This is a genomic window from Streptomyces sp. NPDC026500 (assembly GCF_055567635.1).
Genome location: NZ_JBVHQB010000003.1, coordinates 324,582 through 350,596, shown reverse-complemented (window position 1 = coordinate 350,596; position 26,015 = coordinate 324,582). Strand labels below are relative to the sequence as shown.

21 protein-coding genes are annotated in these 26,015 nt (G+C 70.0%); 9 read left to right on the top strand and 12 right to left on the bottom strand.

All coding sequences use genetic code 11. From position 1 onward, the window contains the following. Positions 1–32 precede the first annotated feature (32 nt). Together ACZ4N5_RS07365 and ACZ4N5_RS07360 are read right to left on the bottom strand one after the other, a co-directional pair. Positions 33–734, bottom strand: coding sequence for an SDR family oxidoreductase (locus ACZ4N5_RS07365; protein ID WP_467756136.1), 702 nt, complete (start codon positions 732–734; stop codon positions 33–35). A gap of 130 nt (positions 735–864) precedes the next feature. Continuing rightward, entirely contained in the window at positions 865–1,830 is a 966-nt protein-coding gene (locus tag ACZ4N5_RS07360) for a class I SAM-dependent methyltransferase (protein ID WP_467756135.1), read from the bottom strand. Positions 1,831–1,971: 141 nt separating this feature from the next. Between ACZ4N5_RS07360 and ACZ4N5_RS07355 the strand changes: the two genes are divergently transcribed. Further along, entirely contained in the window at positions 1,972–2,742 is a 771-nt protein-coding gene (locus ACZ4N5_RS07355; protein WP_467756134.1) for a phytanoyl-CoA dioxygenase family protein, read from the top strand. A gap of 29 nt (positions 2,743–2,771) precedes the next feature. Here ACZ4N5_RS07355 and ACZ4N5_RS07350 read toward each other — a convergent pair whose 3' ends face one another. Together ACZ4N5_RS07350 and ACZ4N5_RS07345 are read right to left on the bottom strand one after the other, a co-directional pair. After that, positions 2,772–4,490 carry a glycoside hydrolase family 6 protein gene (locus tag ACZ4N5_RS07350; RefSeq protein ID WP_467756133.1) on the bottom strand — a complete coding sequence of 573 codons (1,719 nt, stop codon included), beginning with the start codon at positions 4,488–4,490 and terminating at the stop codon, positions 2,772–2,774. An 11-nt stretch (positions 4,491–4,501) separates the two neighbouring features. Beyond that, positions 4,502–5,986 (bottom strand): cellulase family glycosylhydrolase, encoded by a 1,485-nt coding sequence (locus tag ACZ4N5_RS07345; protein WP_467756132.1) that lies wholly within the window; start codon positions 5,984–5,986, stop codon positions 4,502–4,504. A 255-nt stretch (positions 5,987–6,241) separates the two neighbouring features. Between ACZ4N5_RS07345 and ACZ4N5_RS07340 the strand changes: the two genes are divergently transcribed. Both ACZ4N5_RS07340 and ACZ4N5_RS07335 read left to right on the top strand, forming a co-directional pair. Next, the gene (locus ACZ4N5_RS07340; protein WP_467756131.1) at positions 6,242–9,166 is read left to right on the top strand and encodes a glycoside hydrolase family 48 protein; all 2,925 of its coding nucleotides are present in this window, start codon (positions 6,242–6,244) and stop codon (positions 9,164–9,166) included. A 162-nt stretch (positions 9,167–9,328) separates the two neighbouring features. Then, complete coding sequence (locus tag ACZ4N5_RS07335; RefSeq protein WP_467756130.1) at positions 9,329–11,983, top strand: cellulose binding domain-containing protein; 2,655 nt, start codon at positions 9,329–9,331, stop codon at positions 11,981–11,983. A 72-nt stretch (positions 11,984–12,055) separates the two neighbouring features. On the opposite strand, the gene ACZ4N5_RS07330 is transcribed toward ACZ4N5_RS07335, so the two are convergent. Further along, entirely contained in the window at positions 12,056–12,868 is an 813-nt protein-coding gene (locus ACZ4N5_RS07330; RefSeq protein ID WP_467756129.1) for a HEAT repeat domain-containing protein, read from the bottom strand. Positions 12,869–13,206: 338 nt separating this feature from the next. Here ACZ4N5_RS07330 and ACZ4N5_RS07325 point away from each other — a divergent pair, with 338 nt between their 5' ends. Together ACZ4N5_RS07325 and ACZ4N5_RS07320 are read left to right on the top strand one after the other, a co-directional pair. Beyond that, the gene (locus tag ACZ4N5_RS07325) at positions 13,207–13,752 is read left to right on the top strand and encodes a hypothetical protein (RefSeq protein ID WP_467756128.1); all 546 of its coding nucleotides are present in this window, start codon (positions 13,207–13,209) and stop codon (positions 13,750–13,752) included. 574 nt (positions 13,753–14,326) lie between these two features. Beyond that, positions 14,327–14,989 (top strand): hypothetical protein, encoded by a 663-nt coding sequence (locus ACZ4N5_RS07320; RefSeq protein WP_467756310.1) that lies wholly within the window; start codon positions 14,327–14,329, stop codon positions 14,987–14,989. Between the two features lie 74 nt (positions 14,990–15,063). Here the strand turns inward: ACZ4N5_RS07320 and ACZ4N5_RS07315 are convergent, their stop codons facing one another. Then, positions 15,064–16,008, bottom strand: coding sequence for a helix-turn-helix transcriptional regulator (locus ACZ4N5_RS07315; protein ID WP_467756127.1), 945 nt, complete (start codon positions 16,006–16,008; stop codon positions 15,064–15,066). 264 nt (positions 16,009–16,272) lie between these two features. On the opposite strand from ACZ4N5_RS07315, the gene ACZ4N5_RS07310 reads away from it, so the two are divergent. Then, positions 16,273–16,707, top strand: a complete 435-nt coding sequence (locus ACZ4N5_RS07310; RefSeq protein ID WP_467756309.1) for a hypothetical protein — start codon at positions 16,273–16,275, stop codon at positions 16,705–16,707. After that, the gene (locus ACZ4N5_RS07305; protein WP_467756126.1) at positions 16,704–17,195 is read left to right on the top strand and encodes a hypothetical protein; all 492 of its coding nucleotides are present in this window, start codon (positions 16,704–16,706) and stop codon (positions 17,193–17,195) included. Before ACZ4N5_RS07310 ends, ACZ4N5_RS07305 begins: the two co-directional genes overlap by 4 nt. A gap of 57 nt (positions 17,196–17,252) precedes the next feature. Here the strand turns inward: ACZ4N5_RS07305 and ACZ4N5_RS07300 are convergent, their stop codons facing one another. From ACZ4N5_RS07300 to ACZ4N5_RS07290, 3 genes are all read right to left on the bottom strand, one after another. Beyond that, a complete protein-coding gene (locus tag ACZ4N5_RS07300; RefSeq protein WP_467756125.1) occupies positions 17,253–17,969 on the bottom strand; it encodes a class I SAM-dependent methyltransferase in 717 nt (238 codons plus the stop codon). A gap of 5 nt (positions 17,970–17,974) precedes the next feature. Continuing rightward, positions 17,975–18,280 (bottom strand): 4a-hydroxytetrahydrobiopterin dehydratase, encoded by a 306-nt coding sequence (locus ACZ4N5_RS07295; RefSeq protein ID WP_467756124.1) that lies wholly within the window; start codon positions 18,278–18,280, stop codon positions 17,975–17,977. A gap of 287 nt (positions 18,281–18,567) precedes the next feature. Then, positions 18,568–19,635: an ADP-ribosylglycohydrolase family protein gene (locus tag ACZ4N5_RS07290; protein ID WP_467756123.1), complete on the bottom strand. Its 1,068-nt coding sequence runs from the start codon at positions 19,633–19,635 to the stop codon at positions 18,568–18,570. A 27-nt stretch (positions 19,636–19,662) separates the two neighbouring features. On the opposite strand from ACZ4N5_RS07290, the gene ACZ4N5_RS07285 reads away from it, so the two are divergent. Next, a complete protein-coding gene (locus ACZ4N5_RS07285) occupies positions 19,663–20,499 on the top strand; it encodes a helix-turn-helix domain-containing protein (protein ID WP_467756122.1) in 837 nt (278 codons plus the stop codon). A 171-nt stretch (positions 20,500–20,670) separates the two neighbouring features. Beyond that, positions 20,671–21,534 (top strand): helix-turn-helix domain-containing protein, encoded by an 864-nt coding sequence (locus ACZ4N5_RS07280; protein WP_467756121.1) that lies wholly within the window; start codon positions 20,671–20,673, stop codon positions 21,532–21,534. A gap of 53 nt (positions 21,535–21,587) precedes the next feature. Here ACZ4N5_RS07280 and dnaK read toward each other — a convergent pair whose 3' ends face one another. From dnaK to ACZ4N5_RS07265, 3 genes are all read right to left on the bottom strand, one after another. Further along, positions 21,588–23,465 carry a molecular chaperone DnaK gene (dnaK, locus tag ACZ4N5_RS07275; RefSeq protein WP_467756120.1) on the bottom strand — a complete coding sequence of 626 codons (1,878 nt, stop codon included), beginning with the start codon at positions 23,463–23,465 and terminating at the stop codon, positions 21,588–21,590. Between the two features lie 143 nt (positions 23,466–23,608). Continuing rightward, entirely contained in the window at positions 23,609–24,034 is a 426-nt protein-coding gene (locus ACZ4N5_RS07270) for an OsmC family protein (RefSeq protein WP_467756119.1), read from the bottom strand. Positions 24,035–24,201: 167 nt separating this feature from the next. Further along, positions 24,202–26,007 (bottom strand): vWA domain-containing protein, encoded by a 1,806-nt coding sequence (locus tag ACZ4N5_RS07265; protein ID WP_467756118.1) that lies wholly within the window; start codon positions 26,005–26,007, stop codon positions 24,202–24,204. Between the last annotated feature and the right edge of the window lie 8 nt (positions 26,008–26,015).

The following is a 26,015-nucleotide window of genomic DNA, read 5'->3' as shown; positions in this document are numbered from 1 at the left end:
GCGAGGACGACCATCGCCCCGCCGGGCACGGATCAGACGGGCTGGCCGATCGGGCGGACGACGACGGTGTTCACGTCGACGCCCGTCGGCTGCCCCACCGCCCAGACGATCGAGTCCGCGAGCTGGTCCGCCGTCAGCAGGTGCCCCGGCGGCAGGCTCCCGTAGCTGTCCCAGAACGGGGTCTCCACACGGCCGGGCGAGATCAGGGTCACGCCCACGCCGTACTCGGTGACCTGGCGCCTGGTGTTCTCGGCGAGCCCGGTCACCGCCCACTTGGTCGCGCCGTAGATGTTGCCGGGCGTGTTCACATGCCCGGCGACGCTGCCGATCAGCACGATGCGGCCACGGGTCTCCTTCAGCGCGTCGATGGATGCCCTGATGAGCAGCGCGGGCCCCAGCACATTGGTCAGCACCATCTCGGACCAGCCCGCGGGGTCGCCCTCCGCGACCGTGTCATGGGTGGCGAAACCGGCGTTGGCGACGACGGTGTCGAGCCGCCCGAACTCCTTGAGCGTCGCCTCGACCGCCGCCCGCACCTGGTCGTACTCGGCCGCGTGCCCGACGACCGTCAACAGCCCCTCCGGGTTGCCGAGTTCCTCGGCGAAAGCGCGCAGCCGCTCCACACCGCGACCGGTGACGGCCACCCGCTGCCCGGCGTCGAGCAGCCGGCGGGCGACCGCGGCTCCGATACCGCTTCCGCCTCCGGTGATGAGTGCGACAGGAGAGTCGGTCATGGTGTACCCCCAGGAGTGTCCGGCCGGGCGCGGGCCGACTGTACGGCGAACTCACGGAGTTCATCACTTGGAGCACGCTCGATGTCAAGGCCCGCCCGTCGCCCCGGCGGCCGGGTGACGGTCACCGCGACTACTCCGGCTTGACCCCCACGTACACCGTCATCGCCGTCAGGACGAACACATCCGAGCGGTGGTGCACGCTCGCCTTGTCCTCCGGGTCGAGGAGCCGGTCGAGCGTGGCGAGGTCCTCTGCGTCGAGCCCCTCGGCGAGGCCGTCCCGGCGGCGGGTGAGGACGGTGACGACGAAGGCACGGGCCTCGTCCGAGAGCGGGGCCGGGAGGTCGAGGAGGAAGGTGCGGGTCGCCGTGTGGCGCAGGCCGACGGCGGTGAGCAGGGCGGGCCAGTCCTCCGTCTCCGCCACCGCTCCGGGCAGCTCGGCCCGCATACGGGTGAACCACTCGTCGTGCACGGCGTCGATGCGGGCCTCCAGGCCGGGCCGGCCGATGCCGGTGTCGCGCGGGAGGAAACGCGTGGGCAGGCCACCCTCCAGCAACGCGAGGGTGCCACCGGGCGCAAGGCTCCGGACGAAGCCGGCGAGCGCGGCCCGCTGATCACCGACATGGTGCAGCGACCTGCTGGCCCACAACAGGTCTGCGGGATACTCCAAGTCACCTACGCCCTCGGAGAGTTCGGCCTCGACCGTGCTGAAGCGGTCGGCGACGCCGAGCCGCTCGGCGCGGGCGCGGGCCTCCGCCAGCAAGGGTTCGACGCCGTCCACGGCGACGACCCGCGCGCCGGGGAACTTCTCGGCGAGCAGACAGGAGATGACTCCGGGGCCACTGCCCGCGTCCACGATCAGCCCCGGTTCGGGCCGCTGCTCCCGCAGCCACTCGGCCGCCTCGGCGTAGGCCGGGGTGAACAGCTCCGCCTCCTGCACCAGCATGGGCAGCATCTGGGAGAAGTCCATGTGGGTGTGGTCGTGGCTGTGAGCCTGCCCGTGGTTCCCCGCCGGGCCGTGGCCGTGATCCTGCGCCGGGCCGTTGTGGTGTGCCGGGCCTTGGCCACTGCCGTGGTCGTGGTCGTGGTCCTGTGCCATGGGACAAGCCTCTCTCTCGGGATGAGGACAGCGTGCGCCGCCGCTCCCGGAAACGGCCAGTCGTGTTGCTCGAACGGCAAAAAAGGAGCGCCGCCGGAAAACCGGATGCGCCCGCGGGGACCCGTCATCGAGCATGGCCGCATGGACGACGTCATGCTGGAGCGCTTCCTCGAGGACGGCTTCGTACGGATCGAGGGCGCCTTCCCGGCGCGCGTCGCCGCGGACTGCGTCCGGCTGCTGTGGGAGGAGACGGGCTGCTCCCCGGACGACCCCACCACCTGGACCGAGCCCGTGCGCTGGATCTCCGGTATGGCCCAGGGCCCCTTCGCCGCCGCCGTCAACTCGCCCGCCCTGCATGACGCGTTCGACCTGCTGCTCGGGGAGGGCCGCTGGGAGCCGCGCTACTCGCTGGGCAGCTTTCCGCTGCGTTTCCCGCACGCCGAGGAGCCGGACGACGCGGGCTGGCACATCGAGGGAAGCTATCTGCCCGAGGGCGCGACCTGGTACTACGCCAATCTCCGCTCCAGGGATCGCGCGCTGCTGATGCTGTTCCTGTTCACCGAGGTGGGTCCCGAGGACGCCCCGACCCGTATCCGCGTCGGCTCGCACCTGGACGTGCCGCCACTCCTGGAGCCGTACGGGGAGGAGGGCGTCTCGGGACTGGACATCGCGCCGCGGCTGGTCGAGGCGTCGGCGCACCGGCCGGTCGCGTACGCCACCGGCCGGCCCGGCGACGTCTACCTGTGTCATCCGTTCCTGGTGCACGCGGCTCAGCCGCACCACGGGAGCCGGCCGCGGTTCATGGCGCAGCCTCCGCTGTCCCCGGCGGTGCCCCTGGAGCTGGAGCGGGCCGACGGGGACTACTCGGCGGTGGAGTTCGCGATCCGCCAGGGGCTGGGGAAGGGGAACTGACCCCTGGCGGACCGCACGCGCTCAGCCGGTCACAGTGCCGGGTACGCGTTCTTCATGAGCTCCTGGAACTGGGCGGAGAACCAGTGCCCGGAGAGCGGGGCGTTCGGCAGCGCGCCGGAGAGGCTGTTCCCGTTGCGGGCGTTGCCCGTGTACGTCGGGTCGCACATCCGGTCGAAGCCCTTGCCCTCGTCGTTCGCGATCGCCGTGCTGGAGCCGTCGGACTCGCCCGGAGGCTTCATCCACACATAGGCGTCGATGCCGGCCGCCGGTGCCGCCTTCGGCCGCTCGCCGAGGCCCGCGCCCGACTGGTTGCACCAGTTGCCGATGTGGATACGGCGGTCGTAGCGCCCTCCGTCGACGTACGTGTCCACGCTGGTCGTCGCGCCGGGACCGGCGGGCCGGGCGGTGCCGCCCCAGCCGTTCCTGGAGGTGTCGATCAGCATGCCGATTCCGGAGTTGAAGCCGACCGAGACGAGCTGGGTGCGGAAGGCCTGCGCGAAGGAGAGCTCATCGACATAGCGGTTCCAGTCCACCCACTTGGACTGGCGCACCGAGGTGCCGTTCACCGTGTCGTTGATGGTGAAGTTGTTCTCCTTGAGCGTGCTGTAGTTCGCCGTGTTGGTGATGAAGCCCTGGACGTCGTCGACGGTCGCGCCCTCGGCCGTCGCCGCCTGCTTGAAGATGTTGGCGGCGGGGGCGAAGTTGTCGTCCCAGCCGAGCCATCCGTGGTGGCCGGCGTCGAGGTAGTTGTAGACGTTCGGGATCGCGCCGAACTTGGCGAGCGCGTAGCCGACGCCCTTCACGTAATTGCCGTTGGCGAGCATGGTGTCGCACGCGGGGGTGGCGGTGGCGCGGCTGCCGGTGTTGGTGACCAGGTTCGGCAGCGAGTCGATCTCGATGGTCGTGACGATCCGCAGTGAGGCGTACTTGCTGTCGGAGAGGATCGCCGCGATCGGGTCGATGAACTGCGTCTTGTACTTGTCGATCTCCGTCGCGCCGATTTCGCCGTTGGAGGCGAGGGCGGCGCAGTCGCGGCCGGGCAGGTCGTAGACGACGAGCTGGACGACCTCTTCACCCGTGCCCTTCTGGGCGAGCGCCGCGTCGAGGTGGGCGCGCAGGCCCATGCTGCCGGACGCGCCGTTGATCGCGGCGATCCGGTCGAGCCAGACACCGGTCGGCTGGTTGGAGATCCGGCTGCCGCCGGTCTCGGCGGCAGCCTTCGCCGACCACTCCGGGTTCACGTACACCTTGGCGCCGGCGTACGGGTTGTCGACCTTGCCGGAGGGGTCGGTGCCGCCTCCGCCTCCCCCGCCGCCACTGCCGTCGTCGACGTTGCAGGTCACGCCGTCGAGGGTGAAGGTGGTGGGCAGGGCGTTGGTCCCGCTGTAGGAACCGTTGAAGCCGAAGCTGACCGAACCACCCGTGGCCAGCGTGCCGTTGTAGGTCTCGTTGTTCGCGGTGACGGCGGTGCCGCTCTGGGTGAGCTTGGTGTTCCAGTAGTTGGTGACCTTCTGATTGCCGGCGTAGGCCCACTTCACCGACCAACTGGACTTGGCGGCGCTGTTGTTGGTGACGGTGACGGCGGCGGTGAAGCCGGTGTCCCACTGGTTCTGCACCTTGTAGTCGACGGTGCAGGGGATGGCGGCGACGGCGTCGGTGCCGACGTCGGCGGGGACCGCCGAGGCGGCGCCCGATCCCGCCGCGATCAGGGCGAGTGCCCCGAGAATCGCTGTTCTTGCACGGCTCATGTGCGGATTCCTTATCCGTCGAGGGCGCGCAGGTGGTCGCGCAGCCCGATGCCGTAGGAGGTCGGAGTTCCGTCGTAGTTCGAGATCAGCGACGGACCGGAGGAACAGTCCCAGGTGTTCCAGGTCCAGCCGAGATACGAGAGTCCCCGGTCGTCGAACCACTTCATGACGGTGTCGACGAAGGAGTGGGAGCAGGTGTTCTCCCCGATCTCCCCCGCCACGAGGGGGACTTGGGCAGCGACCGGGGCGAGTGTCGAGTTCCAGCAGCTCTCGCTCGCACAGGTGTTGAAGTTGTAGACGTGGTACGCGGCGACGAGATTGCCCGTGGGATCACTGGGCTTGTACGTCAGCCACTGGCTCAGGTCGTTGGAGTACGCGAGGCCGCCGGCCAGGATCAGGTTCTTGGCGCCGGTGCCGCGTACCGAGTCGACCAGGCTCTGCATTCCGGCCACCTGGTAGGAGATGCCGGGGCAGGTGCCGCCGTCGCGCCAGCAGGTCCACGCCTGGGTGGTCGTGGAGGTCGCGCGGTCCGGGTAGGGCTCGTTGAACAGGTCGAACGCGACGGCCTGGTCGTCCTTGAAGGTGCTCGCGACCGAGGACCAGAAGGACGGGGTGTACTGCGCGTCGGGCATCGGTTTCTGGCAGGTGGCGTGCACGTCGGAGCAGCCCGCCGAGTTGCCCGTGTACTGGCCGTACGTCCAGTGCAGATCGAGGACCGGGGTCATGCCGTGCGCCTCGACCCTGGCCACCAGATCCTTGACCGCGGCGATGTAGTTGGCGCCGGCGTACTCCGGCTTGATGTTGGACAGGCCCAGCCAGCACTCCTCGTTCAGCGGAATGCGGACCGTGTTGACCTTCCAGTCGGCGATCGCCTTGACGGCGGCGTCGTCGACGGGACCGTCGAAGAAGCCGTAGCCCTGGACGCACATGAACTCGCCGCCGGAGCGGTTGACGCCGAGCAGCCTGCGGGTGGCTCCGGCGGAGTCGACCAGCTTGTTGCCCGAGACGTGCAGTGTCGGCGCCTCACCGCCGGTCGGCGGCGGACCGGTCGGGGTGGGTGTGGGCGTGGGCGTCGGCTGGGCGTCCACATTGCAGGTGGTGCCGTTGAGCCGGAAGGCCGCGGGCACCGCGTTGCTTCCCGACCAGGAGGCGAGGAACCCGGCGCTGACGCTCGCACCGGTCGCCAACGAGCCGTTCCAGCTCTCGTTGGAGGCGGTCACCGTCGTACCGGACTGGGACCACTTGGCGCTCCAGCCCTGGGTGACCTTCTGACCGCCGGAGAAGTCGAAGCCGAGACTCCAGCTGCTCAGCGCTGCCATGTTGTTGGTGATTTTCACGGCGCCCTGGAAGCCGGTGTCCCACTGGCCGGTGACCGAGTACTCCACCGTGCACGCGGGGGTGGCTCCCGAAGCCGTGACGACCGGCGCGACTGCCGTGCCCACAAGGGCGACCGCGGCGCCGATCACTAAAAGGGACAAACGCGGGGGGTGACGCATGAAGCGACTCCTTGCAGCTCTGACGCGCCTCGATCGACACGTCGACTGATGGAACCGCTCCCACTGGTGCCGATGAAGCTAGCGCCAAGTTCCGTTGTTGGACAGAGGAGTTGCACTGTCGATCAATCGAATCATTTCGACTCTTCAAGCACCTTGACCCCTCACACCCCTCTCTCCAGTATGGGAGCGCTCCCACTGGTTCAAGGCTTGTTGCTCCTCCCCCCATTCTCCGAGCCGCAAGGAGGAACCAGCACCATGGATCCCAACCCTCGATGGAGACGTCGTCGCAGCTCGCGGCGCCTGTGGACCGCCGTAGTGGCGGCTCTCGCCCTCCCGCTCGCGACTCTGGCGACCGGTACGACTCCCGCACACGCGGCCGCGGTTCAGTGCAGTGTCGACTACAAGACCAACGACTGGGGCTCCGGCTTCACCGCGGATCTGACGATCACCAACCGGGGCTCGGACGCCATCAACGGCTGGACCCTGACGTACGCCTACACGGGCAACCAGACCCTCACCAACGGCTGGAACGGCACCTGGTCCCAGTCGGGCAAGACCGTCACCGCGAAGAACGCGGCGTGGAACGGGACGATCGCCGCCGGGGCCGCCGTGACCGCCGGCGCGCAGTTCACCTACAGCGGCACCAACACCGCCCCCGCCTCCTACGCCGTCAACGGCACCACCTGCGCCGGCGCGCACCAGCCACCGATCACCGTCCTGACCAGCCCCGCGGCGGGCGCCGTCTACACCCAGGGCGACTCCGTCCCGCTGGCCGCGACCGCGGCGGCGGCCGACGGGGCGACCATCTCCAAGGTCGAGTTCTACGACGACACGACCCTGCTCGGCACCGACACCAGCTCGCCGTTCACGCTGTCCGCGTCCGGGCTGGCCGTCGGAAGTCATTCCATCCTCGCAAAGGCGTACGACAGCCTGGGCGCGTCGGCGGAATCCACGCCGGCCGGCATCACGGTCGCCGCGGGACCTGCGATCGTCGCCTCCCCCACCCAACTCGGCGTCCAGCAGGGCAAGTCGGGGACGTTCACGGTGAAGCTCTCGACTCAGCCGAGCGCCAACGTGACCGTGGCGGTGGCCCGCACGGACGGCAACACCGGGCTCTCCGTCACCGGTGGTTCGAGTCTGACCTTCACCCCGTCCAACTGGAACACGGCCCAGACGGTGACCATCGCCGCCGATGCCTCGGGCACGGGGTCCGCGACCTTCACGGCCTCGGCGACCGGTCAGGCCAAGGCCACCGTCACCGTGACGGAACTGGCCGCGACGAAGGCTTACGACGCGCGCTTCCTGGACCTCTACGGCAGGATCACCAACCCGGCGAACGGCTATTTCTCCCCCGAGGGCATTCCCTATCACTCGGTGGAGACGCTGATCGTCGAGGCGCCTGACCAGGGTCATGAGACGACGTCGGAGGCGTACAGCTATCTGATCTGGCTCCAGGCGATGTACGGGAAGGTCACCGGCGACTGGTCGAAGTTCAACGCCGCGTGGACGACCATGGAGACGTACATGATCCCCACGCACGCCGACCAGCCGACGAACTCCTTCTACAACGCGTCCAAACCGGCCACCTACGCGCCCGAGCTGGACACCCCGAACGAGTACCCGGCCAAGCTCGACACCGGTGTCTCGGTCGGCCCGGACCCGATCGCCGCCGAGCTGAAGAGCGCGTACGGCACGGACGACGTGTACGGCATGCACTGGCTCCAGGACGTGGACAACACCTACGGCTACGGCAATGAGCCGGGCAAGTGCGAGGCGGGTCCGACCGCCACCGGCCCGTCGTACATCAACACCTTCCAGCGCGGTGCGCAGGAGTCGGTGTGGGAGACGGTGCCGCAGCCGACCTGCGACGCCTTCAAGTACGGCGGCAAGAACGGGTACTTGGACCTCTTCACCGGAGACTCCTCGTACGCGAAGCAGTGGAAGTACACGGACGCCCCGGACGCCGACGCGCGTGCGGTGCAGGCCGCCTACTGGGCGGACGTGTGGGCCAAGGCCCAGGGCAAGAGCGCCGATGTCTCGACGACCGTCGGCAAGGCCGCGAAGATGGGCGACTATCTGCGCTACGCCATGTACGACAAGTACTTCAAGAAAATAGGCAATTGCGTCGGACCGACGACCTGCCCGGCGGGTACCGGCAAGGACGCCTCGCACTATCTGCTCTCCTGGTACTACGCCTGGGGCGGTGCGAACGACACCTCGGCGGGCTGGGCCTGGCGCATCGGCTCCAGCCACACCCACGGCGGCTACCAGAACCCGCTGGCCGCCTACGCGCTCAGCACCAACGCCGACCTGAAGCCCAAGTCGGCGACGGGCGCCTCCGACTGGGCCACCTCGCTGACCCGGCAGCTGGAGTTCTACCGCTGGCTCCAGTCGAACGAGGGCGCCATCGCGGGTGGCGCGACCAACAGTTGGGCCGGCCGTTACGCGACGCCTCCGGCAGGGACGCCGACCTTCTACGGCATGTACTACGACCAGCAGCCGGTGTACCACGACCCGCCGTCCAACCAGTGGTTCGGCTTCCAGGCGTGGTCCATGGAGCGGGTCGCCGAGTACTACCAGCAGACGGGGAACGTGAGCGCCAAGGCGGTCCTCGACAAGTGGGTCGCGTGGGCGCTGTCCAAGACCACGATCAACCCGGACGGCACCTACCAGATCCCCTCCACCCTCCAGTGGTCCGGCGCCCCGGACACCTGGAACGCGTCAAGCCCCGGCGCCAACAGCGGACTTCACGTCACCGTCGCCGACTACACGAACGACGTCGGTGTGGCCGCCGCCTACGCCAAGACCCTGTCGTACTACGCCGCCAAGTCCGGCAACACCCAGGCGAAGACGACGGCGAAGGCGCTCCTGGACGGCATGTGGAACAACTACCAGGACGGTCTCGGCATAGCCGTCCCGGAGACCCGCACCGACTACAACCGCTTCAACGACAGCGTGTACGTGCCGAGCACCTTCACCGGCACGATGCCGAACGGCGACGCGATCAACTCGTCCTCCACCTTCGCCTCGCTGCGGTCCTTCTACAAGAACGACCCGGCCTGGTCGAAGATCCAGAGCTATCTGGCGGGCGGCGCCGCGCCCTCCTTCACGTACCACCGGTTCTGGGCGCAGGCGGACATCGCCCTCGCCATGGGTTCGTACGCGGAGCTTCTCGAATAGTCCCCGCTATGGCTCCGGGTACGCGGCCCTGTCCCTGACGGCAGGGCCACCGGCCGGGCGGTCCCTCACCGCACTGAGGGCCGCCCGGCCATCACGCTCTCCATCCCCAACTCCCGCTCATTTCGCCCTCTTTCCCCCCATCGTTCCCGGAGAGGACCCACCGTGCGAAGAACCCGCATCCTCACGGCCGTACTCGCCCTCGCCGCCGGACTACTGGCCGGCACCCCGCCCGCACTGGCCGCGAGCACCCCCGAGGCAGCCGTCGCGGCCGACACGTACACCTGGAAGAACGCCCGCATCGACGGCGGCGGCTTCGTCCCCGACATCGTGTTCAACCGCTCCGAGAAGAACCTCGCCTACGCCCGTACGGACATCGGCGGCGCCTATCGCTGGGTCCAGGCGTCGAAGAGCTGGACCCCGCTGCTCGACTCGGTCGGCTGGAGCGAGTGGGGCCACTCCGGTGTCGTCAGCCTCGCCTCCGACTCCGTCGACCCGAACAAGGTGTACGCGGCGGTCGGCACGTACACCAACAGCTGGGACCCGACCGACGGGGCCGTCCTGCGCTCCGCCGACCGGGGCGCGAGCTGGCAGAAGGCCGACCTGCCCTTCAAGCTGGGCGGCAACATGCCCGGCCGGGGCATGGGTGAGCGGCTGGCCGTCGACCCCAACAAGAACAGCGTGCTGTATCTCGGCGCGCCCAGCGGCAAGGGCCTGTGGCGGTCCACGGACTCCGGCGCGAGCTGGTCGCAGGTCACCGGCTTCCCCAACGTCGGCAACTACGTGCAGGACGCGACCGACACCAGCGGCTACGCCTCCGACAACCAGGGCATCGTCTGGGTCACCTTCGACGAGTCCACCGGCACCTCCGGAAGCGCCACGCAGACGATCTACGTGGGGGTCGCCGACAAGGACAACGCGGTCTACCGCTCGACGGACGGCGGCGCGACCTGGTCCAGGATCGCGGGCCAGCCCACCGGCTATCTCGCCCACAAAGGCGTCCTCGACGCGGTGAACGGCTACCTCTATCTCGCCTACAGCGACAAGGGCGGCCCGTACGACGGCGGCAAGGGCCAGTTGTGGCGGTACGCGACCCGGACCGGGACGTGGACGAACATCAGCCCGGTCGCGGAGGCCGACACCTACTACGGCTTCAGCGGGCTGAGTGTCGACCGGCAGCACCCCGGCACCGTGATGGCGACGGCGTACAGCTCCTGGTGGCCGGACACCCAGATCTTCCGCTCCACGGACAGCGGCGGGACCTGGACGAAGGCGTGGGACTACACGTCGTACCCGAACCGCTCGAACCGCTACACGATGGACGTCTCGTCCGTGCCGTGGCTGACCTTCGGGGCGAATCCCTCGCCACCCGAGCAGACCCCCAAACTCGGTTGGATGACCGAGGGGTTGGAGATCGACCCGTTCGACTCCGCCCGGATGATGTACGGGACGGGCGCGACGATCTACGGCACCGAGAACCTCACCAACTGGGACACCGGAGGCCAGTTCACCGTCAAGCCCATGGTCCAGGGCCTGGAGGAGACGGCCGTCAACGACCTCGCCTCTCCCCCGTCGGGTGCTCCCCTGCTCAGCGCGCTCGGTGACATCGGCGGCTTCCGGCACACGGATCTCACCAAGGTCCCGTCGATGATGTACACCTCGCCGAACCTCACCACCACGACCAGCCTCGACTACGCCGAGTCCAACCCGAACACGGTGGTCCGCGTCGGCAACCTCGACTCCGGGCCGCACATCGGCTTCTCGACGGACAACGGCGCCAACTGGTTCGCGGGCAGCGACCCTTCGGGCGTCACCGGCGGCGGGACGGTCGCCGCGGCCTCGGACGGCAGCCGCTTCGTGTGGAGCCCGGCCGGCACCGGGGTGCAGTACACCACCGGGTTCGGTACGTCTTGGTCCGCGTCGAGCGGTATCCCCTCCGGCGCGGTCGTCGAGTCGGACCGGGTCGACCCGAAGACCTTCTACGGCTTCAAGTCGGGCAAGTTCTACGTCAGTTCGGACGGCGGGGCGACCTTCACGGCGTCCTCGGCCGGCAACCTGCCCAACGGGGACAGCGTGCGCTTCAAGGCGCTGCCCGGCACCAAGGGCGACGTGTGGCTCGCGGGCGGCGCGAGCGACGGCGCGTACGGACTGTGGCACTCGACGGACGGCGGTGCGAACTTCACCAAGCTCCCGAACGTCGAGCAGGCCGACACCATCGGCTTCGGCAAGGCGGCGGCCGGCGCCTCCTACCAGACGCTCTACACCAGCGCGAAGGTCGGGGGCGTCCGCGGGATCTTCCGCTCGACGGACAAGGGCGCGACCTGGACACGCATCAACGACGACGCCCACCAGTGGGGTTGGACGGGCGCGGCCATCACCGGGGACCCGCGGGTCTACGGGCGGGTGTACGTCGCGACGAACGGGCGCGGGATCGTCTACGGCGACAGTTCGGACACCGGGGGCGGGGGCGGCGGTACGGACCCGACGCCCCCGCCGACGGGGGCCTGCACGGTGACGTACAAGATCACGAACCAGTGGTCGGGCGGCTTCCAGGCCGACGTGTCCCTCGCCAACACCGGCTCCACCGCCTGGACCGGCTGGACACTGGGCTGGACGTTCCCGGACGGCCAGAAGATCACCCAGCTCTGGAACGCCGACTACACCCAGTCGGGCGCCACGGTCGCGGCGAAGAACCTGACCTGGAACGCGAACGTGGCACCGGGTTCGACGGTGGGCTTCGGCTTCACGGGGAGCTGGACGGGGGCGAACACGAAACCCGTGTCCTTCAAGTCGGGGGACCAGAGCTGCGCGGTGGGTTGACCTTCCCGCCTCCACCCTCAGGGGCTCGTGTCCGACGGGCACGGGCCCCCGAGCCGCCGGAGCGCCGGTCGCTCACCGATGTGCTTTCGCCGCCTCTTCGCGGACATGCGGGTCAGGGTCCGTCCGGAGCCGTTCGAGCACGCACGCGACGGTCTCGTCGTCGCCGGACTCCTCCGCGGGAAATCGGCCCAGGGCTATGGCGACCCAAGCGCGAACGCGAGGGCTGCTGTCGTCCGCGAGACGGCAGATGTCCGGCAGGGTGCGGGGCTGACGGCGGAAACCGAGAGAACTGAGCGCGGAGACGCGCACGTCCGCGGAGGGGTCGGTCAGCAGACCGACCATCAAGTCGAGGGCCACCGGGCTCGTACCGTGGCTGCCGAGCGCGCCGACGACGACACTCCGGATCCGTTCTTCCGGATCCTGGGCCGCGTGAGCCAGCAGGGCGAGATCGGCGGGTTCGGGTACGTAGCCGAGCAGCCAGATCGCCGCCCGGCGCAGGGCGGGGTCAGGGTCCCGCGCCCATGGGACGAGGATGCGGCGTGCGGCGTCCGGGTCTTCCCGAGCGAACACGGAGAGCGTCGTCGTGAGGCTGTCCTGGTCGTCCCCCAGGTCACGGGACCAGGCACGCAGGAGGACGGCCAGAGACGCACGGCCTGCGGTGTCGGCGAGGATGCCCGCGAGTGCGCCCCGGGCATACCAGTTGCCCGCCGCCACGGCCACCGCCAGGTGTTCCTCCAGGCGCGGAACGAGGGCCGCCCGTCGCGCGGCCGTCAGCCGCTTCTCCATGTCGTACAGGGCGTCGAGATCGCCGTCCGGATCCGCGAGGCCGAGAGCGAGTTCGTCTAGGAGGGCGCCGAGTTCGTCTGCCGACGGCTGCTCTTCCATCCCGCGCCCTTCATGAACCGACCATGGCACCGCGAACCTCCACCGAGCCTGTCGCCGGCGAGGTTCGGCCTCTCCTGTGACGGCATCCCATCACAGGTCACGGCCTGGAAGGAGGGGAGTCCGGAGAACGCTCTCCGCCCCACCGGCCGGAACGGCCGCTGGGATACGGACGATTCGAGGCGAAGAGACCGTCGCGGCATGTCATGGGAAAGCCGGATCGGAGCGGCTTCACCCCACCCGGCATGATCACAACTGCGTCACCACCTTCACTTTCCACTCACATTTTCTTCACATCACCCGATACCGTCACCCCACCACGAACGATCCCTGGGGGGACCATGTCGTACAACCAGCAGCCGCCGTTCGGATACGGGCGGGCACCCGTGCCGCCCGGGCCCGCGCCACAGCCCGCCAGACCCCGTTGGGCACGCAAGCGCTACGTGCTGCCCACGATCGTCTTCGCGTTCCTCGTCGGCATCGGCGCCGGCGGCAGTGACAGCAGCGGCAACGACAGCGGCCAGAAGAGCAACACCACGAAGACCGCGGCCGCCTCGGTGCGGCCCGCCCCCACCGTCACCATCACGGCGACGGCAACGGAGACGGCGACCGCAAAGCCGAAACCCGCACCGACGGTGACCGAGACGAAGACGGTCAAGGTGAAGGTGACCGTCACCGCGAAAGCGGCCTCCGGCAGCGGCTCCGGTGGCAGCGGCGGCAGCGGAACCGGCGTCAGCACCTGCTCGATCACCTCCAACGCCGGCAACTGCTACTCGGCGGGTCAGTACTGCCGCAACAGCGACCACGGCGCCAGTACGACCACCGCGAGCGGCACCAGGATCACGTGCGCGTACCGGTCCGGCGGCTGGCGCTGGACGTACAGCTGACCGCCACACTGCGTCAGCGGAACCTGCGCCTCATCGAGCTGCGGCCCGGCAGAGACCGAGCCCCAGACGGGGGCTGCGAGTTGACGCTCGGTCGCACCAAGACCGCTCCCGCTCCGCACCACTGGTGCGGCGAGGGGGCGTAATCAGAGTTGTTCAACGTTCACCATTCCATCATAGTTCCATCACTTATCCTCCTCATCTCTATCCGATCTCACACTTCCCGCTTACGTTCACATGGCACTGAACTACCTGTGGGGGACCCATGTCGCACAACCAACTGCCGCCTGCCCAGCCGCCCACACCTGGACAGGCGCCCTTCGGGCCGTTCGACGGCCACACCGAGAGGGGTCACGCGTCGGGGAGCTACAACATCTGCTCGGCCCAGCTGAGCAGTGGACTGTTCGGCGACTGGGAGTGGAAGGACACACCACTGCGCCCCGCCCTCAAGGGACGGGGCGCAGTCGCGTCACGCGCCGGGCGCCGTCGTGCTGTCACGAAGGCTCACGTCGCCAACTCCCCTACCGCATATGGTTTAACGTATTTCGCCTGCACCAGCATCACTCAGGAGAAATCTGTGCGTACCCGGATCATCAGCGCGATCCTGCTGACCGTCGTGGCCGGCAGCCTCGTCGCCTGCCAGCCGACCGACGGCGCGAAGTCCAGCGGAACGAAGTCCACCGGCGCGAATCCCGGCGTCACGGCAGTGCCGACGGGCGACGGGTCTGCGGCGAAGGACGACAAACCCACCGCGGCAGCGCGGAAGAAGGTGCCCGTCTTCGTGGGCATGGGCCTGCAGTCCGCGCAGGACGCGGCGCAAGCGCAGGGCTTCTACTCGCTGAAGTCGCACGACTCGCTCGGCCGGGACCGCATGCAGGCCTTCGACCGCAACTGGAAGGTGTGCAGCCAGAACTACAAGGCCGGGAAGACGATCCCCGTCGACACGACTCTCGACTTCGGGGCTGTGAAGCTCGAAGAGACCTGCCCGGCGAAGGACATGCGGCCGCCGTCCGCGGTCGGCGGGAAGATGCCGGACTTCAAGGGGAAGTCGGTGAAGGCGGCGCGAGCCGCGCTCGACAGCGGCACTTCGATCGACGTGAAGGACATCGGCGGGCAGGACCGTTGGGTCCTCGTCGAATCCAACTGGCAGGTGTGCGCTCAGACCCCGGCAGCGGGCGCGGCACTGAACGGGCAGCCGGTGACTCTCAACGCTGTCAAGTTCGGCGAGTCCTGTCCGTAGCTCCAAGCGGTCGGATCACGAATTCGGCGGCCGTCCGGGTCGGACGGCCGCCTTTTCATCTCAACAGGCGCTCTCTAAGCGTATCTGCGGGCCAGCACGGCGACGGTTTCGGCGATGCGGGCGCGCAGTTCGGGCGGTTCCAGAACCTCGATCGCCGTCCCGAGCCGCAGGAAGTCGTCGTGAGCCTGGTCCTCGGACTCGATGGGGACGGTTGCGCGGATCCAACCGTCCTTCTCCATAAGGCCGTTGACCGTCGCCGCCTGCGCCGCGGAACCGCTCAGACGAGTTCCCGGCGCGATCCGCACGACCGCCTCCGCCCGGTGCAGTCGCTCGTGGAAGTCCCGCTGGTACGCGGTCCAGTACGCCGCCAGATCGAATTCCTCGGGTCGGGTGAACTCCTCCCCGGAGGCGCTGATTTCCAGGATCTGGTCCACCCTGAACGTGCGCGGTCCCGGGCCGGCGACGACGTACCAGCGACCCGCCTTCAGGACGAGCCCGTACGGCTCCAGGCGGCGCTCCACGTCGGTGGGTTCGCGCCAACGGCGGTAGCGGATGTGCAGGACGCGGCCGTTCCAGACGGCGTCGGCGACGGCGGAGAGATAGGGGGTCTCGTCGGCTTCCGCGTACCAGCCCGGCGCGTCCAGGTGGAACCGGCCGCTGACCCGGTCGGCGTGCTCGCGCAGTTCGGCCGGGAGGGCGGCGCGCACCTTGAGCTGGGCCGCGGCGAGCACCGAACCGAGACCCAGTTCGGCTGCGGGCCCGGGTACTCCGGCGAGGAACAGGGCCTCGGCCTCCTCGGTGGTGAGACCGGTGAGGCGGGTGCGGTAGCCGTCGAGCAGCCGGTAGCCGCCCGCGTGCCCCGCGTCGCCGTATAGCGGGACGCCCGCCGCGCCGAGTGCCTCGACGTCCCGGTACACCGTCCGGACCGACACCTCCAGTTCCTCGGCGAGCTGGGCGGCGGTCAGTCTGCCGCGGGTCTGGAGCAGCAGCAGGATCGAGATGAGACGGCTGGACTTCACTGACACATGGTGTCAGTGAAGCGGGCCTAGCGTCCTGCCATGGCTTCAGCGACCTCCACACCTTCTCCAGCCGCCGGTGCGCCTCCGGGCGTCGGCGCGTCCACGGACGCCGTCACTTCTACGGCCTCGACCGGCTCGGCGGCCTCCACCGCAGCGCAGGCACCTGCGTCCTCCGCGGCCCCGGTGGCGTCAGCGGCCCCAGCGGCCTCAGCCGCCTCCGTCGGCTTCAGGGAGAAGTTCCTGACCGTGCCGCCGCCCATCGAGATGGCGGGGCGGCGGATCAAGCGGTACCACGTCACCGCGGACCCGGCCGGTATCGAGCCCGAGGTCGAGCGGGCGGCGTACGCGATGCTGCCGAGGCTGCTCCCCGAGCCGGACGGCACCCCGCCCGCCACGTTCGTCGTCCTGCACCGGGGCGCCGACGACAGCGCCTACCTCAACGCCTACAGCTGGGTGTGGGACAACGTCCTGCACTTCCGGGGCGCCGCCGCGGGCCAGCCGGTGCTGGGCTGCCCCGACCGGGACCCGACGCACTTCATCACCCCGGATCTCCCGTGGATCGGCTGCGTCTGGGAGTTGCCGCCGCTCCTGCACGAGCGGGACGCCTGGGTGCGCCACCTTCTCGCCTCCGAAGTACCCGACCTGGAGGCCTACTTGACCGATTCGCTGCCCGAGGGAACCACGGGAGACCGCACATGAGCAACGCCCGCGACAACGCCACCGACCTCCGCGACTTCGACTTCCTCCACGGAGACTGGGACGTCGTCAACCGCCGCCGTACGGACTTCCTGGACCCGGAGAGCGACTGGGAGGAGTTCCCGGCCGTCAGCCGCTGCTGGAATCTGTTCGGCGGGGCGGCGAACATCGACGAGATCGACGTACCGAGCCAGGGGTGGAAGGGGCTGACACTGCGTCTGTTCGACGTCGAGACCGAGCAGTGGTCGCTGAACTGGTCCTCCAGCCGCAGCGGGAAGCTGTTCCCGCCGGTCCTCGGGCGGTTCGGGCCGGACGGGAGCGGCGAGTTCTACGGCGACGACACCCATGACGGGAAGGACGTGCGGGTGCGGTTCGTCTGGTCGGGGATCTCGGAGACGACGGCTCGCTGGGAGCAGGCGTTCTCTCTGGACGGGGAGAACACCTGGCTGACCAACTGGACCATGGAGTTCACGCGAAGGAGGACCGCCTGACCCGCTCCGGACCGCGATGCGCGTAACTTCATTCGGGTCCTTGCGACTTCAGGCGGTTCAAGACTTGCTGAACGATCGCAAGGTGAACTCCGGTTCCTGGCGGGGGACATCCGCGTCCGGCAGCGCCTCGACGCGGTCGGCGAGGCGGGGGCCGCCGGCCGCGTAGAGCTCGCCGGTCCGGATGTACTGGGCGACACGGCGCGGGGTCCGGCCCTGACCGTGGCCGCGGAAACGGGCCGTACCGCTCGGGACAAGGCCGTGCTCGGCGGCGTACGCCGTGACGCGTCCGGCCCCGTCCGCGGCGCGCCCGGTGCGGTGGGACGCGACCAACGCGTCTATGTCGCTGCCGACATCATGGGACGCGGCCTTCTCGACGGTCGTGACGAACACGCCACCGGGGCTCAGGACGCGGGCGGCCTCGGCGACGACGGGGCCCGCGTCGTCCAGCAGGTGCAACAACCAGATGGCGGAGACGGCATCGAACGAGCCGTCCAGGAAGGGCAGTTGACGGCAGTCCGCGAGGACGACTGCTCCCGGCAGGCGAACCGCGGCTCTGCGCGTCATGCCGTCCGCCGCGTCCGTGCCCGTCACTCCGAGCCCCGGCCGCGCGGCGGCGAGCCGGCGCGTCACGATTCCGGTGCCGCAGGCCAGGTCGAGCAGGCTGCGGGCGCCGACAGGGACCAGGCCGAGCACGGCGTCGGCGGCCGCGGCGGCCCGTGGCTCGCCGCCCCGCGTCGCGTCGTATCCGTCGGCTTCCTTGTCGTAGTCCAGCACAGAGGTCAGTGTGCCCCGTGCCCCGGCGCCAGCGCCTCCACCCTGCGGGCGAGATCGAAGTCGAGCGCGGTGACGGCGCCGCCGACGCTGTGCGTGTTCACGGTGAGGGCGATCGTGTTGTAGCCGAGGGTGAGGTCGGAGTGGTGGTCGAGCTCCTCCTGCACCTGGGCGATGTGCACGACCATCGCGGTCGCCGCGAAGTGCGAGCCGAGCCGGTAGGTGCGGGCGAGCCGGTCACCTTCCAGGGACCAGCCGGGCAACTCCGCCAGCCGCTCCTCGATCTCCTTCTGCGCCAGCGGCTCGACGGCCATGGAATGGATCCCTTCGTACGGCGGGTGAGATGTGCGGGGTGGGCGACAGGTGCGGGCCGAGACCCTTGCCAGCGTGCCACAGCCGCACCCGGCGAGCAGGACACGAGCGGCGCGGCTCACCGGCGGCCGACCCGGTTGCCGCGTCGGCGGCCCGGCCGGGCGACTCGGCGGGCCGCCCGGCCCGGGGGACTCGACGGCTGCCCGGTCGGGTGACTCGTCGGCGGCGGGACGGGCGACGGACACCCTCGTCCGGCGCCGTCGGCGATGCGAACCCGCCGCCCCGGCGCTCACCGCCGTACGCACTCCGCCGCGAAGTCGTCCGCCAGGAGTGTGATCGTCGAGCGGCCCTCGATGTGTTCCAGCCACTCCTGGGGGAGCCGGTGGTCGCCGTGCCGGGCGCCGAGGAGGTTGCCGCAGATCGCGCCGGTGGAATCGCTGTCGCCGGAGTGGTTCACGGAGAGGAGCAGGGCGTCGGCGACCCGGGGAACGGCGAGGGCGCAGTAGACGGCCATGGCCAGGGCCTCCTCGGCGATCCAGCCGGCGCCGAGGGACTCGACCTTCTCGGCGGTCGGAGAGCCTTCCGAGGCGAGGTCGAGGGCGCGGTTCAGGGCGATCGTGGTCTCCTCGTGCCCGGGATGGCGGGCGAGCAGCCGCAGCGTGCGCAGGACGGCGCCCTCCAGGGAGTCCCCGGAGACGAGGTGGTCGACGATCGCGGCGAGGGCGCCGGAGGCGTAGTAGCCCGTGGGGTGGCCGTGGGTCATCTGGGCGCAGCGGGCGGCCATGCCGAACACGGTCTCGGCCGGGGTGCGGGCGAGTCCGAAGGGCGCCGAGCGCATGACCGCGCCGCAGCCTTTGGAGTCCGGGTTGACGGGTCCGGGTGGCCCCAGCTCGCTCATCGGGTCGGGAAAATGCTCCTGCTGGAGCCCGGAGAGGCACGCGTTGCCGGGCGCCCGACGGGCGTACAGCCAGCTCTGCGCGGCGAGTCCGCCGTGGACGTCCGGGCCGGGTCCGGTCGCGTTCTGGGTGTCCAGCCACCGCCCGTACGCCCACCGCACCAGCCGTGACCAGCCGCCCCCGATGCCCTTCAGCCGCTCGCGTGCGTGCGCCTGCTGAAGGCCTTCCACCGTGAACAGGGTCATCTGGGTGTCGTCGCTGATCCGGCCCACCACCCCGTCGGCGTCGGGGACGGGTCCGCTCACCCCGCGCGGTCCGTGCGCGGCGCGGATCCGGTCCAGGGAATCGAACTCGACGGGGTAGCCGAGGGCGTCGCCGAGCGCGCCCCCCAGCAGACAGCCGCGGACGCGTGCCCGGTAGAGGGCCTCCGCCTCCCAGGACAGGTTCCACAAGTCGTTCACGTGCCACTCCTCGACTACGGTCCTCGTATGAGCATTGTCCCGTCCCGTCCCGCCGCCGTCTCAAGTGCCTCCGCCGAGAAGGGTGTCGGGCCGCTGCTGCGCGGCTGGCGGGAGGAGCGGCGGGTGAGTCAGTTGGAGCTGGCGCTGCGGGCGGGCTCCTCGGCCCGTCACATCAGTTTCGTCGAGACGGGCCGCTCCCGCCCCAGCGAGGAGATGGTGCTGCGGCTCGCCGAACACCTCGACGTACCGGTGCGGGAGCGCAACGCGCTGCTGCTCGCGGCCGGTTACGCCCCGCACTATCCGGAGACCCCGCTCGACGACCCCTCGATGGACGCGCTGCGCGAGGGCATGGAGCGGCTGATCCAGGGCTACGAGCCCTATCCGGCGCTGGTGGTCGACGCGAAATACGACGTTCTCGCCGCGAACCGTGGCATCGCCATGCTGCTGGAGGGCGTACCGGAACGACTCCTCGTGCCGCCGCTGAACGCGATGCGGCTGGCCCTCCACCCGGAAGGCCTGGCGCCGCGCATCCGCAATCTGCGCGCGTGGCGGGACCATCTTCTCGCCCAGATGGACCGGCAGATCGCGCTGCGCCGTTCGCGGCCGCTGCGCGCGCTGTACGAGGAGGTGGCGGCGTATCCGGTCCCGGACCGGGACGCGGCCGAGGACGACGAGCCTCTCGGCCCCGCACCCCACTTCGCGCTCCCGCTGCGGATCGAGCACGAGGGCCGGGTGCTGTCGTTCATCTCGTCCATCTCGACGTTCAACACCCCGATGGACGTGACGGTCGCCGAGCTGGCCATCGAGACGTTCCTCCCGGCGGACCCGGCGACGGCCAAGTACCTTCACTCACTGCATTCGTGAGGATCGGTCAGCGGCAGCCGATTGCCGGTGATCCGGCCGCACAGTGCGGTACGCATCAGGCGCGCGGTGCCTCAAATCGCTCTGGATGTAGTTGCGTTGGGGCCAACCTCTGATGGTTCTCCACAGGCATGGCACACTGCACGCATACTTCGGCGCGTGGGGAGGCGTGGCGTGAGTGAGCGGCGACCGGCGCCCACGGTGGGGCAGGTGGTTCTGGGGCGACGGCTGCAGGAGCTGCGCGAGGCCGCGGGCCTGAAGCGGGAAGAGGCGGCGCGTGTCCTGCGGGTCGCGCCGGCGACCGTGCGGCGGATGGAGATGGCCGAGGTCGCCCTCAAGATCCCTTACGTGCAGGTGCTGTTGACGACGTACGGTGTGGCCGACGACGAGGCGGACGTCTTCGTGGCGCTGGCCGAGGAGGCGAACGAGCCGGGCTGGTGGCAGCGGTACCACGACGTGCTGCCGGACTGGTTCAGCATGCACGTCAGCCTGGAGGGCGCCGCCCAGCTCATCCGCTCGTACGAACCGCACTTCGTGCCGGGTCTGTTGCAGACCGAGGAATACGCGCGGGCCGTGCTGGAGGCCGGGACGGTCGGGCAGACGGGCCCCGAGGCCATCGATCGGCATGTGGCGCTGCGCATGAAGCGGCAGGCGCTGCTCACCCGCGAGAACCCTCCCCACCTCTGGGTGATCATGGACGAGACGGCGTTGCTGCGTCCGGTGAGCATCCGGGGTGAGGTCATGCGCGACCAGATGGACCGGCTCCTCGAATGGGTCGAGCTCGATCACGTCACGCTCCAGGTCGCCGAGTTCGCGGCCGGCCCGCACCCGGGGACGTACACCTCCTTCGCGCTGTTCCGCTTCGCCGAGCGGGAGCTGCCGGACATCGTCTACAGCGAGTACGTGACCGGCGCCCTCTACCTCGACGCGCGCGAGGAGGTGGCCTTGCACCTGGAGGTGCTGGACCACATGTCGGCCCACTCCGCCTCCGCCCAGCGCACCAAGGAGATCCTCCAGGAGTTCCGCGAGCGCTACTGAGCGGGCCCCCGGACCGGCACATCCCCGCGCCCGCGGCCGGGGGATCGATACACCTAGGCGGCCCCGTCCTTCGGGTTGCCGTCCCGGTCCTCGTCCACGATCTCCGCGTCCACCACGCCCTCGTCCTCGCCCGGGGCGTGCTCGGTGGGCGGCTGGTCCTCCGGGGATGTCTGCTGCTGTGCCCGGGCGTACATGGCCTGGCCCATCTGCTGGCTGACGGTGGCCAGTTTCTCGATGGCGCCGCGCAGGGCGGCTGTGTCAGTGGAGGAGTCCTCCAGCAGCTGTTTCAGTTCGGCGGTGGCCGCCGCGACCTCGGTCTTCGTGTCGGCGGGGATGCGCTCGTCGTTCTCGCGGACGAACTTCTCCGTCTGGTAGACGAGTTGCTCGCCGTGGTTGCGGGTCTCGGCCGCCTCCCGGCGGCGCCGGTCCTCGTCGGCGTACTGCTCGGCCTCGCGCATCATGCGGTCGATGTCGTTCTTGGCCAGTGCCGAGCCGCCGGTGACGGTCATCTTCTGCTCGCGCCCGGTGGCCAGGTCCTTCGCCGAGACGTGCATGATCCCGTTGGCGTCGATGTCGAAGGCGACCTCGATCTGCGGGACCGCGCGCGGCGCGGGCGGCAGGCCGGTGAGGTCGAAGACACCGAGCTTCTTGTTGTACGCGGCGATCTCCCGCTCGCCCTGGTAGACCTGGATGCCGACCGAGGGCTGGTTGTCGGCGGCCGTCGTGAAGATCTCGGAACGCCGCGTGGGAATCGTGGTGTTGCGCTCGATGAGCGTGGTCATGATGCCGCCCTTGGTCTCGATGCCGAGGGACAGCGGGGTGACGTCGAGGAGCAGCACGTCCTTCACGTCTCCCCGGATCACACCGGCCTGGAGTCCGGCGCCGACGGCGACGACCTCGTCCGGGTTGACGCCCTTGTGCGGGTCCTTGCCGGTGAGTTCCTTCACCAGGTCGGTGACGGCCGGCATCCGGGTGGACCCGCCGACCAGGATCACGTGGTCGACGGCGGACAGCTTCACTCCGGCGTCCTTGACGGCCTGGTGGAAGGGGGTCTTGCAGCGGTCGAGCAAGTCGGCCGTGAGTTCCTGGAACTGAGCGCGCGTCAGCTTTTCGTCGAGGTGCAGCGGGCCTTCGGCGGTGGCGGTGATGTAGGGCAGGTTGACGTTGGTCTCGGTGGCCGAGGACAGCTCGATCTTGGCCTTCTCGGCACCCTCGCGGAGCCGTTGCAGCGCCATCTTGTCGTGGCCGAGATCGATGCCGTGCGCGGCCTTGAAGCGCTGCGCGAGGTGCTCGACGACCCGCTGGTCCCAGTCGTCGCCGCCGAGCCGGGTGTCACCGTTGGTCGCCTTGACCTCGATGACGCCGTCGCCGATCTCCAGGAGAGAGACGTCGAAGGTGCCGCCGCCCAGGTCGAAGACGAGGACGGTCTGCTCCTCGCCGCGGTCGAGCCCGTAGGCCAGGGCGGCGGCCGTCGGCTCGTTGATGATGCGCAGGACCTTCAGGCCCGCGATCTCGCCCGCCTCCTTGGTGGCCTGGCGCTGGGCGTCGTCGAAGTAGGCGGGCACGGTGATCACGGCGTCCGTGACGTCCTCGCCGAGATAGGCCTCGGCGTCCCGCTTCAGCTTCTGCAGCACTCGCGCGGAGAGCTCCTGCGCACGGTAACGGGTGCCGTCGATGGTTCCCTTCTCCGGAAACCGCCAGGTCACATCGCCCATGAACCGCTTCACGGACCGCGCGGTGCGCTCCACGTTCGTCACAGCCTGCCGTTTGGCGACCTCGCCGACCAGCACCTCGCCGTTCTTGGCGAACGCCACCACCGAGGGCGTGGTGCGCGCTCCTTCGGCGTTGGCGACGACCGTCGCCTCACCCCCTTCCAGTACGGCCACCACCGAGTTCGTCGTACCGAGATCGATTCCGACCGCACGTGCCATGTCCGTCCCCTTCCGCCAGGGCTCTGCCCGCCCTCAAGCACAAGACGCGCGTTACCGCTTGTCAATGGCGCGGACGGCCGGACGGGGGCGGACACGCCGATGCCGCGCCCCCACGGGGAGGACGCGGCACCGGCGTACGAACGTCAGGCGAGCTTCGCCGACAGGGTGATCGTCGTGCCGGTCAGGGCCTGGCTGACCGGGCAGTTCTTCTTGGCGTCCTCGGCCGCCGCGACGAAGCCGTCGTTGTCGAGGCCCGGCACCGTGCCCTCGACCGTGAGGTGGATGCCGGTGATGCCCTCGCCGGGCTGGAAGGTGACGTCGGCGTTGGTGAGGAGCCTGGTGGGCGGGGTGCCGGCACCCGCGAGGGCGTGCGACAGCGCCATCGAGAAGCAGCTGGAGTGGGCGGCCGCGATCAGTTCCTCGGGGCTGGTCTTGCCGTTCGCGTCCTGGGCCCGCGACGCCCACGTCACCGGCTGCTGGCCGATGCCGGAGGAGTCGAAGGTGACGACGCCGTTGCCCTCGAGCAGGTTGCCTTCCCACACGGTGTGTGCGGTGCGCGTGGTTGCCACGATGATTCCTTTCGGGTGTGGTCCCGTTGCCGGGGTCCGTGTCCCCCATCCGATCACACCTGGGCCCGGTGCACCCCGCGGATCGGGCGGCGACCTGCCGGGGCGTGTCCGGGATTTTCCCCGACGAGGGCCGGGGGGAGGCCTGCTGACGCACCGTGGACGGGCCCTCAGGTCACCCGGAAGACCGGTCCGCGCGCGGTGAACGGGAGCCGCGCGCCCTGCGGGATCAGGTAGGCGTGCTCGCGCCGCAGCCGCAGAACGTCGCAGTATCCGTCCGTGATCACCAGGACGGGCGCGCCCGGCGGGAAGTCGTCGGCGCGGTGCAGCAGGTCGATGCCCGGCTGCAGCACGGTGCCGCCGCGACCGCGCACCCGCACGCGGCCGGCGATCTCCGTGACCGGCAGATAGCCCGCGTCGTGCGGTGCGGCGTCGCAGAACACGACGCGGGCGGCCGGTACGTCGCGGGCCTCGGCGTACGAGGCGATGGCGCCCAGCGCCTTGCCGAGCATGGTGCGGTCCATGGAACCGGAGGTGTCGAGCACGACACCGAAGGTGCAGCGGGCGATCTCCTCGGGCGGGAACCCACGGCCCGCGCGCGGGATGTCGGGGGTGGCCGCCTGCCGACGGGAGGGACGCGCGTACGACCGCAGGGGCTCGGGGCGGGGCACGAACTCGTCGAACCAGCGGGCGAGTCGGGCGTCCCAGGGCAGCGGCGGGTGGCTGAGCGCGCGGATCTCCTCGACCAGCCCGCCGGGCAGGAAGCCGCGCTCCTGCTGCTGGTGCAGATCGAGGCCCCGGGCCAGGCCGCGGCGGTAGAACTCGTCGAGGTCGACGTAGTCGCGCGCCGAGCCGAGCGGGCCGCCCAGGATGTCGCCCGCTCCCTTGCCGCGCAGGGTGGCGAGGCGGCGCATCCGGCGCAGATCGCCGGCGATCCGGTCGTACACCTCCTCGGCCGAGAGGTCCTTCAACTCGGGTTCGTACAACAGCCCGTCGGGCATCGTGCCGATCTGCATCTCGCACAGCCAGCCGTTGATCACATAGTCCGCGGCCACGTTGAAGAGGTACGGGTCACGGGTGCCGCAGCGGTCGCCGTGGCGCAGGGCGGCGTGCAGCATCTCGTGGGCGAGGACGAACCGCCATTCCTCGTCGCTGAATTCGCGCAGCGGGTTGATGTAGATCTCGGCCGCGTCCGTGTCGACGGCGGCGACGGAGATGTCGTGGGCGCGGGCGATTTCGGCGTCGGCGACGAGGGTGATGCCCGCCGCGACGCCACCGAGCAGCGGGTAGGAGGAGACGAACCAGCTCAGCGCCCGCTCCCAGGGCTGGAGCCGGGTGGGCCCCCCGCGCATGGACGCGCGCCGGCCGCCCGCCATGTCCATCGCGGTGGCCATGGTGCGGGTCAGCGCGTGCGCGAAGGCCACCTGCCAGTCCGGCGGCGTGCCGCCGATCCAGGTGTTCCAGGGCACCAGCACCTGGTCCGGGTCACCGCCCGCCGTACCGCAGCGCTCGTACATGGGCGGGATGCCGTCGCGGCGCCAGCGCGCGGCGATCCGTTCCTCGTCGCCGTCGGGGTACGAGGCCGGGAGGTCCTCGGGGGTCAAGCCCACCGGGAAACCGAGCAGGAAGCGGTTCACCACCACGCAGCGGGCGGCGAGGTCGAAGCGGTCCGGCTGTTCGCGCGTCCCGGCCGCGGCCGGGACATGGCCGAAGCCCAGATGAATGACCGCGTGCGCCACGGCCCAGGCCCAGGCGGCGGGTTCGGCGCGGCGGGTGTGGTTGACGTGCACGGTCCCGTCGGAGTCGACGGCCACCAGTCCGTTCCGGGGAGCGCTGGTGCACTTCTCCTGCCGGCAGGTGCTGAAGCCTATGGCTGCCAGCGCACGGTTCGCCCGCACGAGCCGCATCCCCTCGGCGAACGCCTCGGCGGCGGGATCGGGCCGTTCCTTGGCGCCGGCCTTGCGGGCTCGGCTCATCGCGCGGC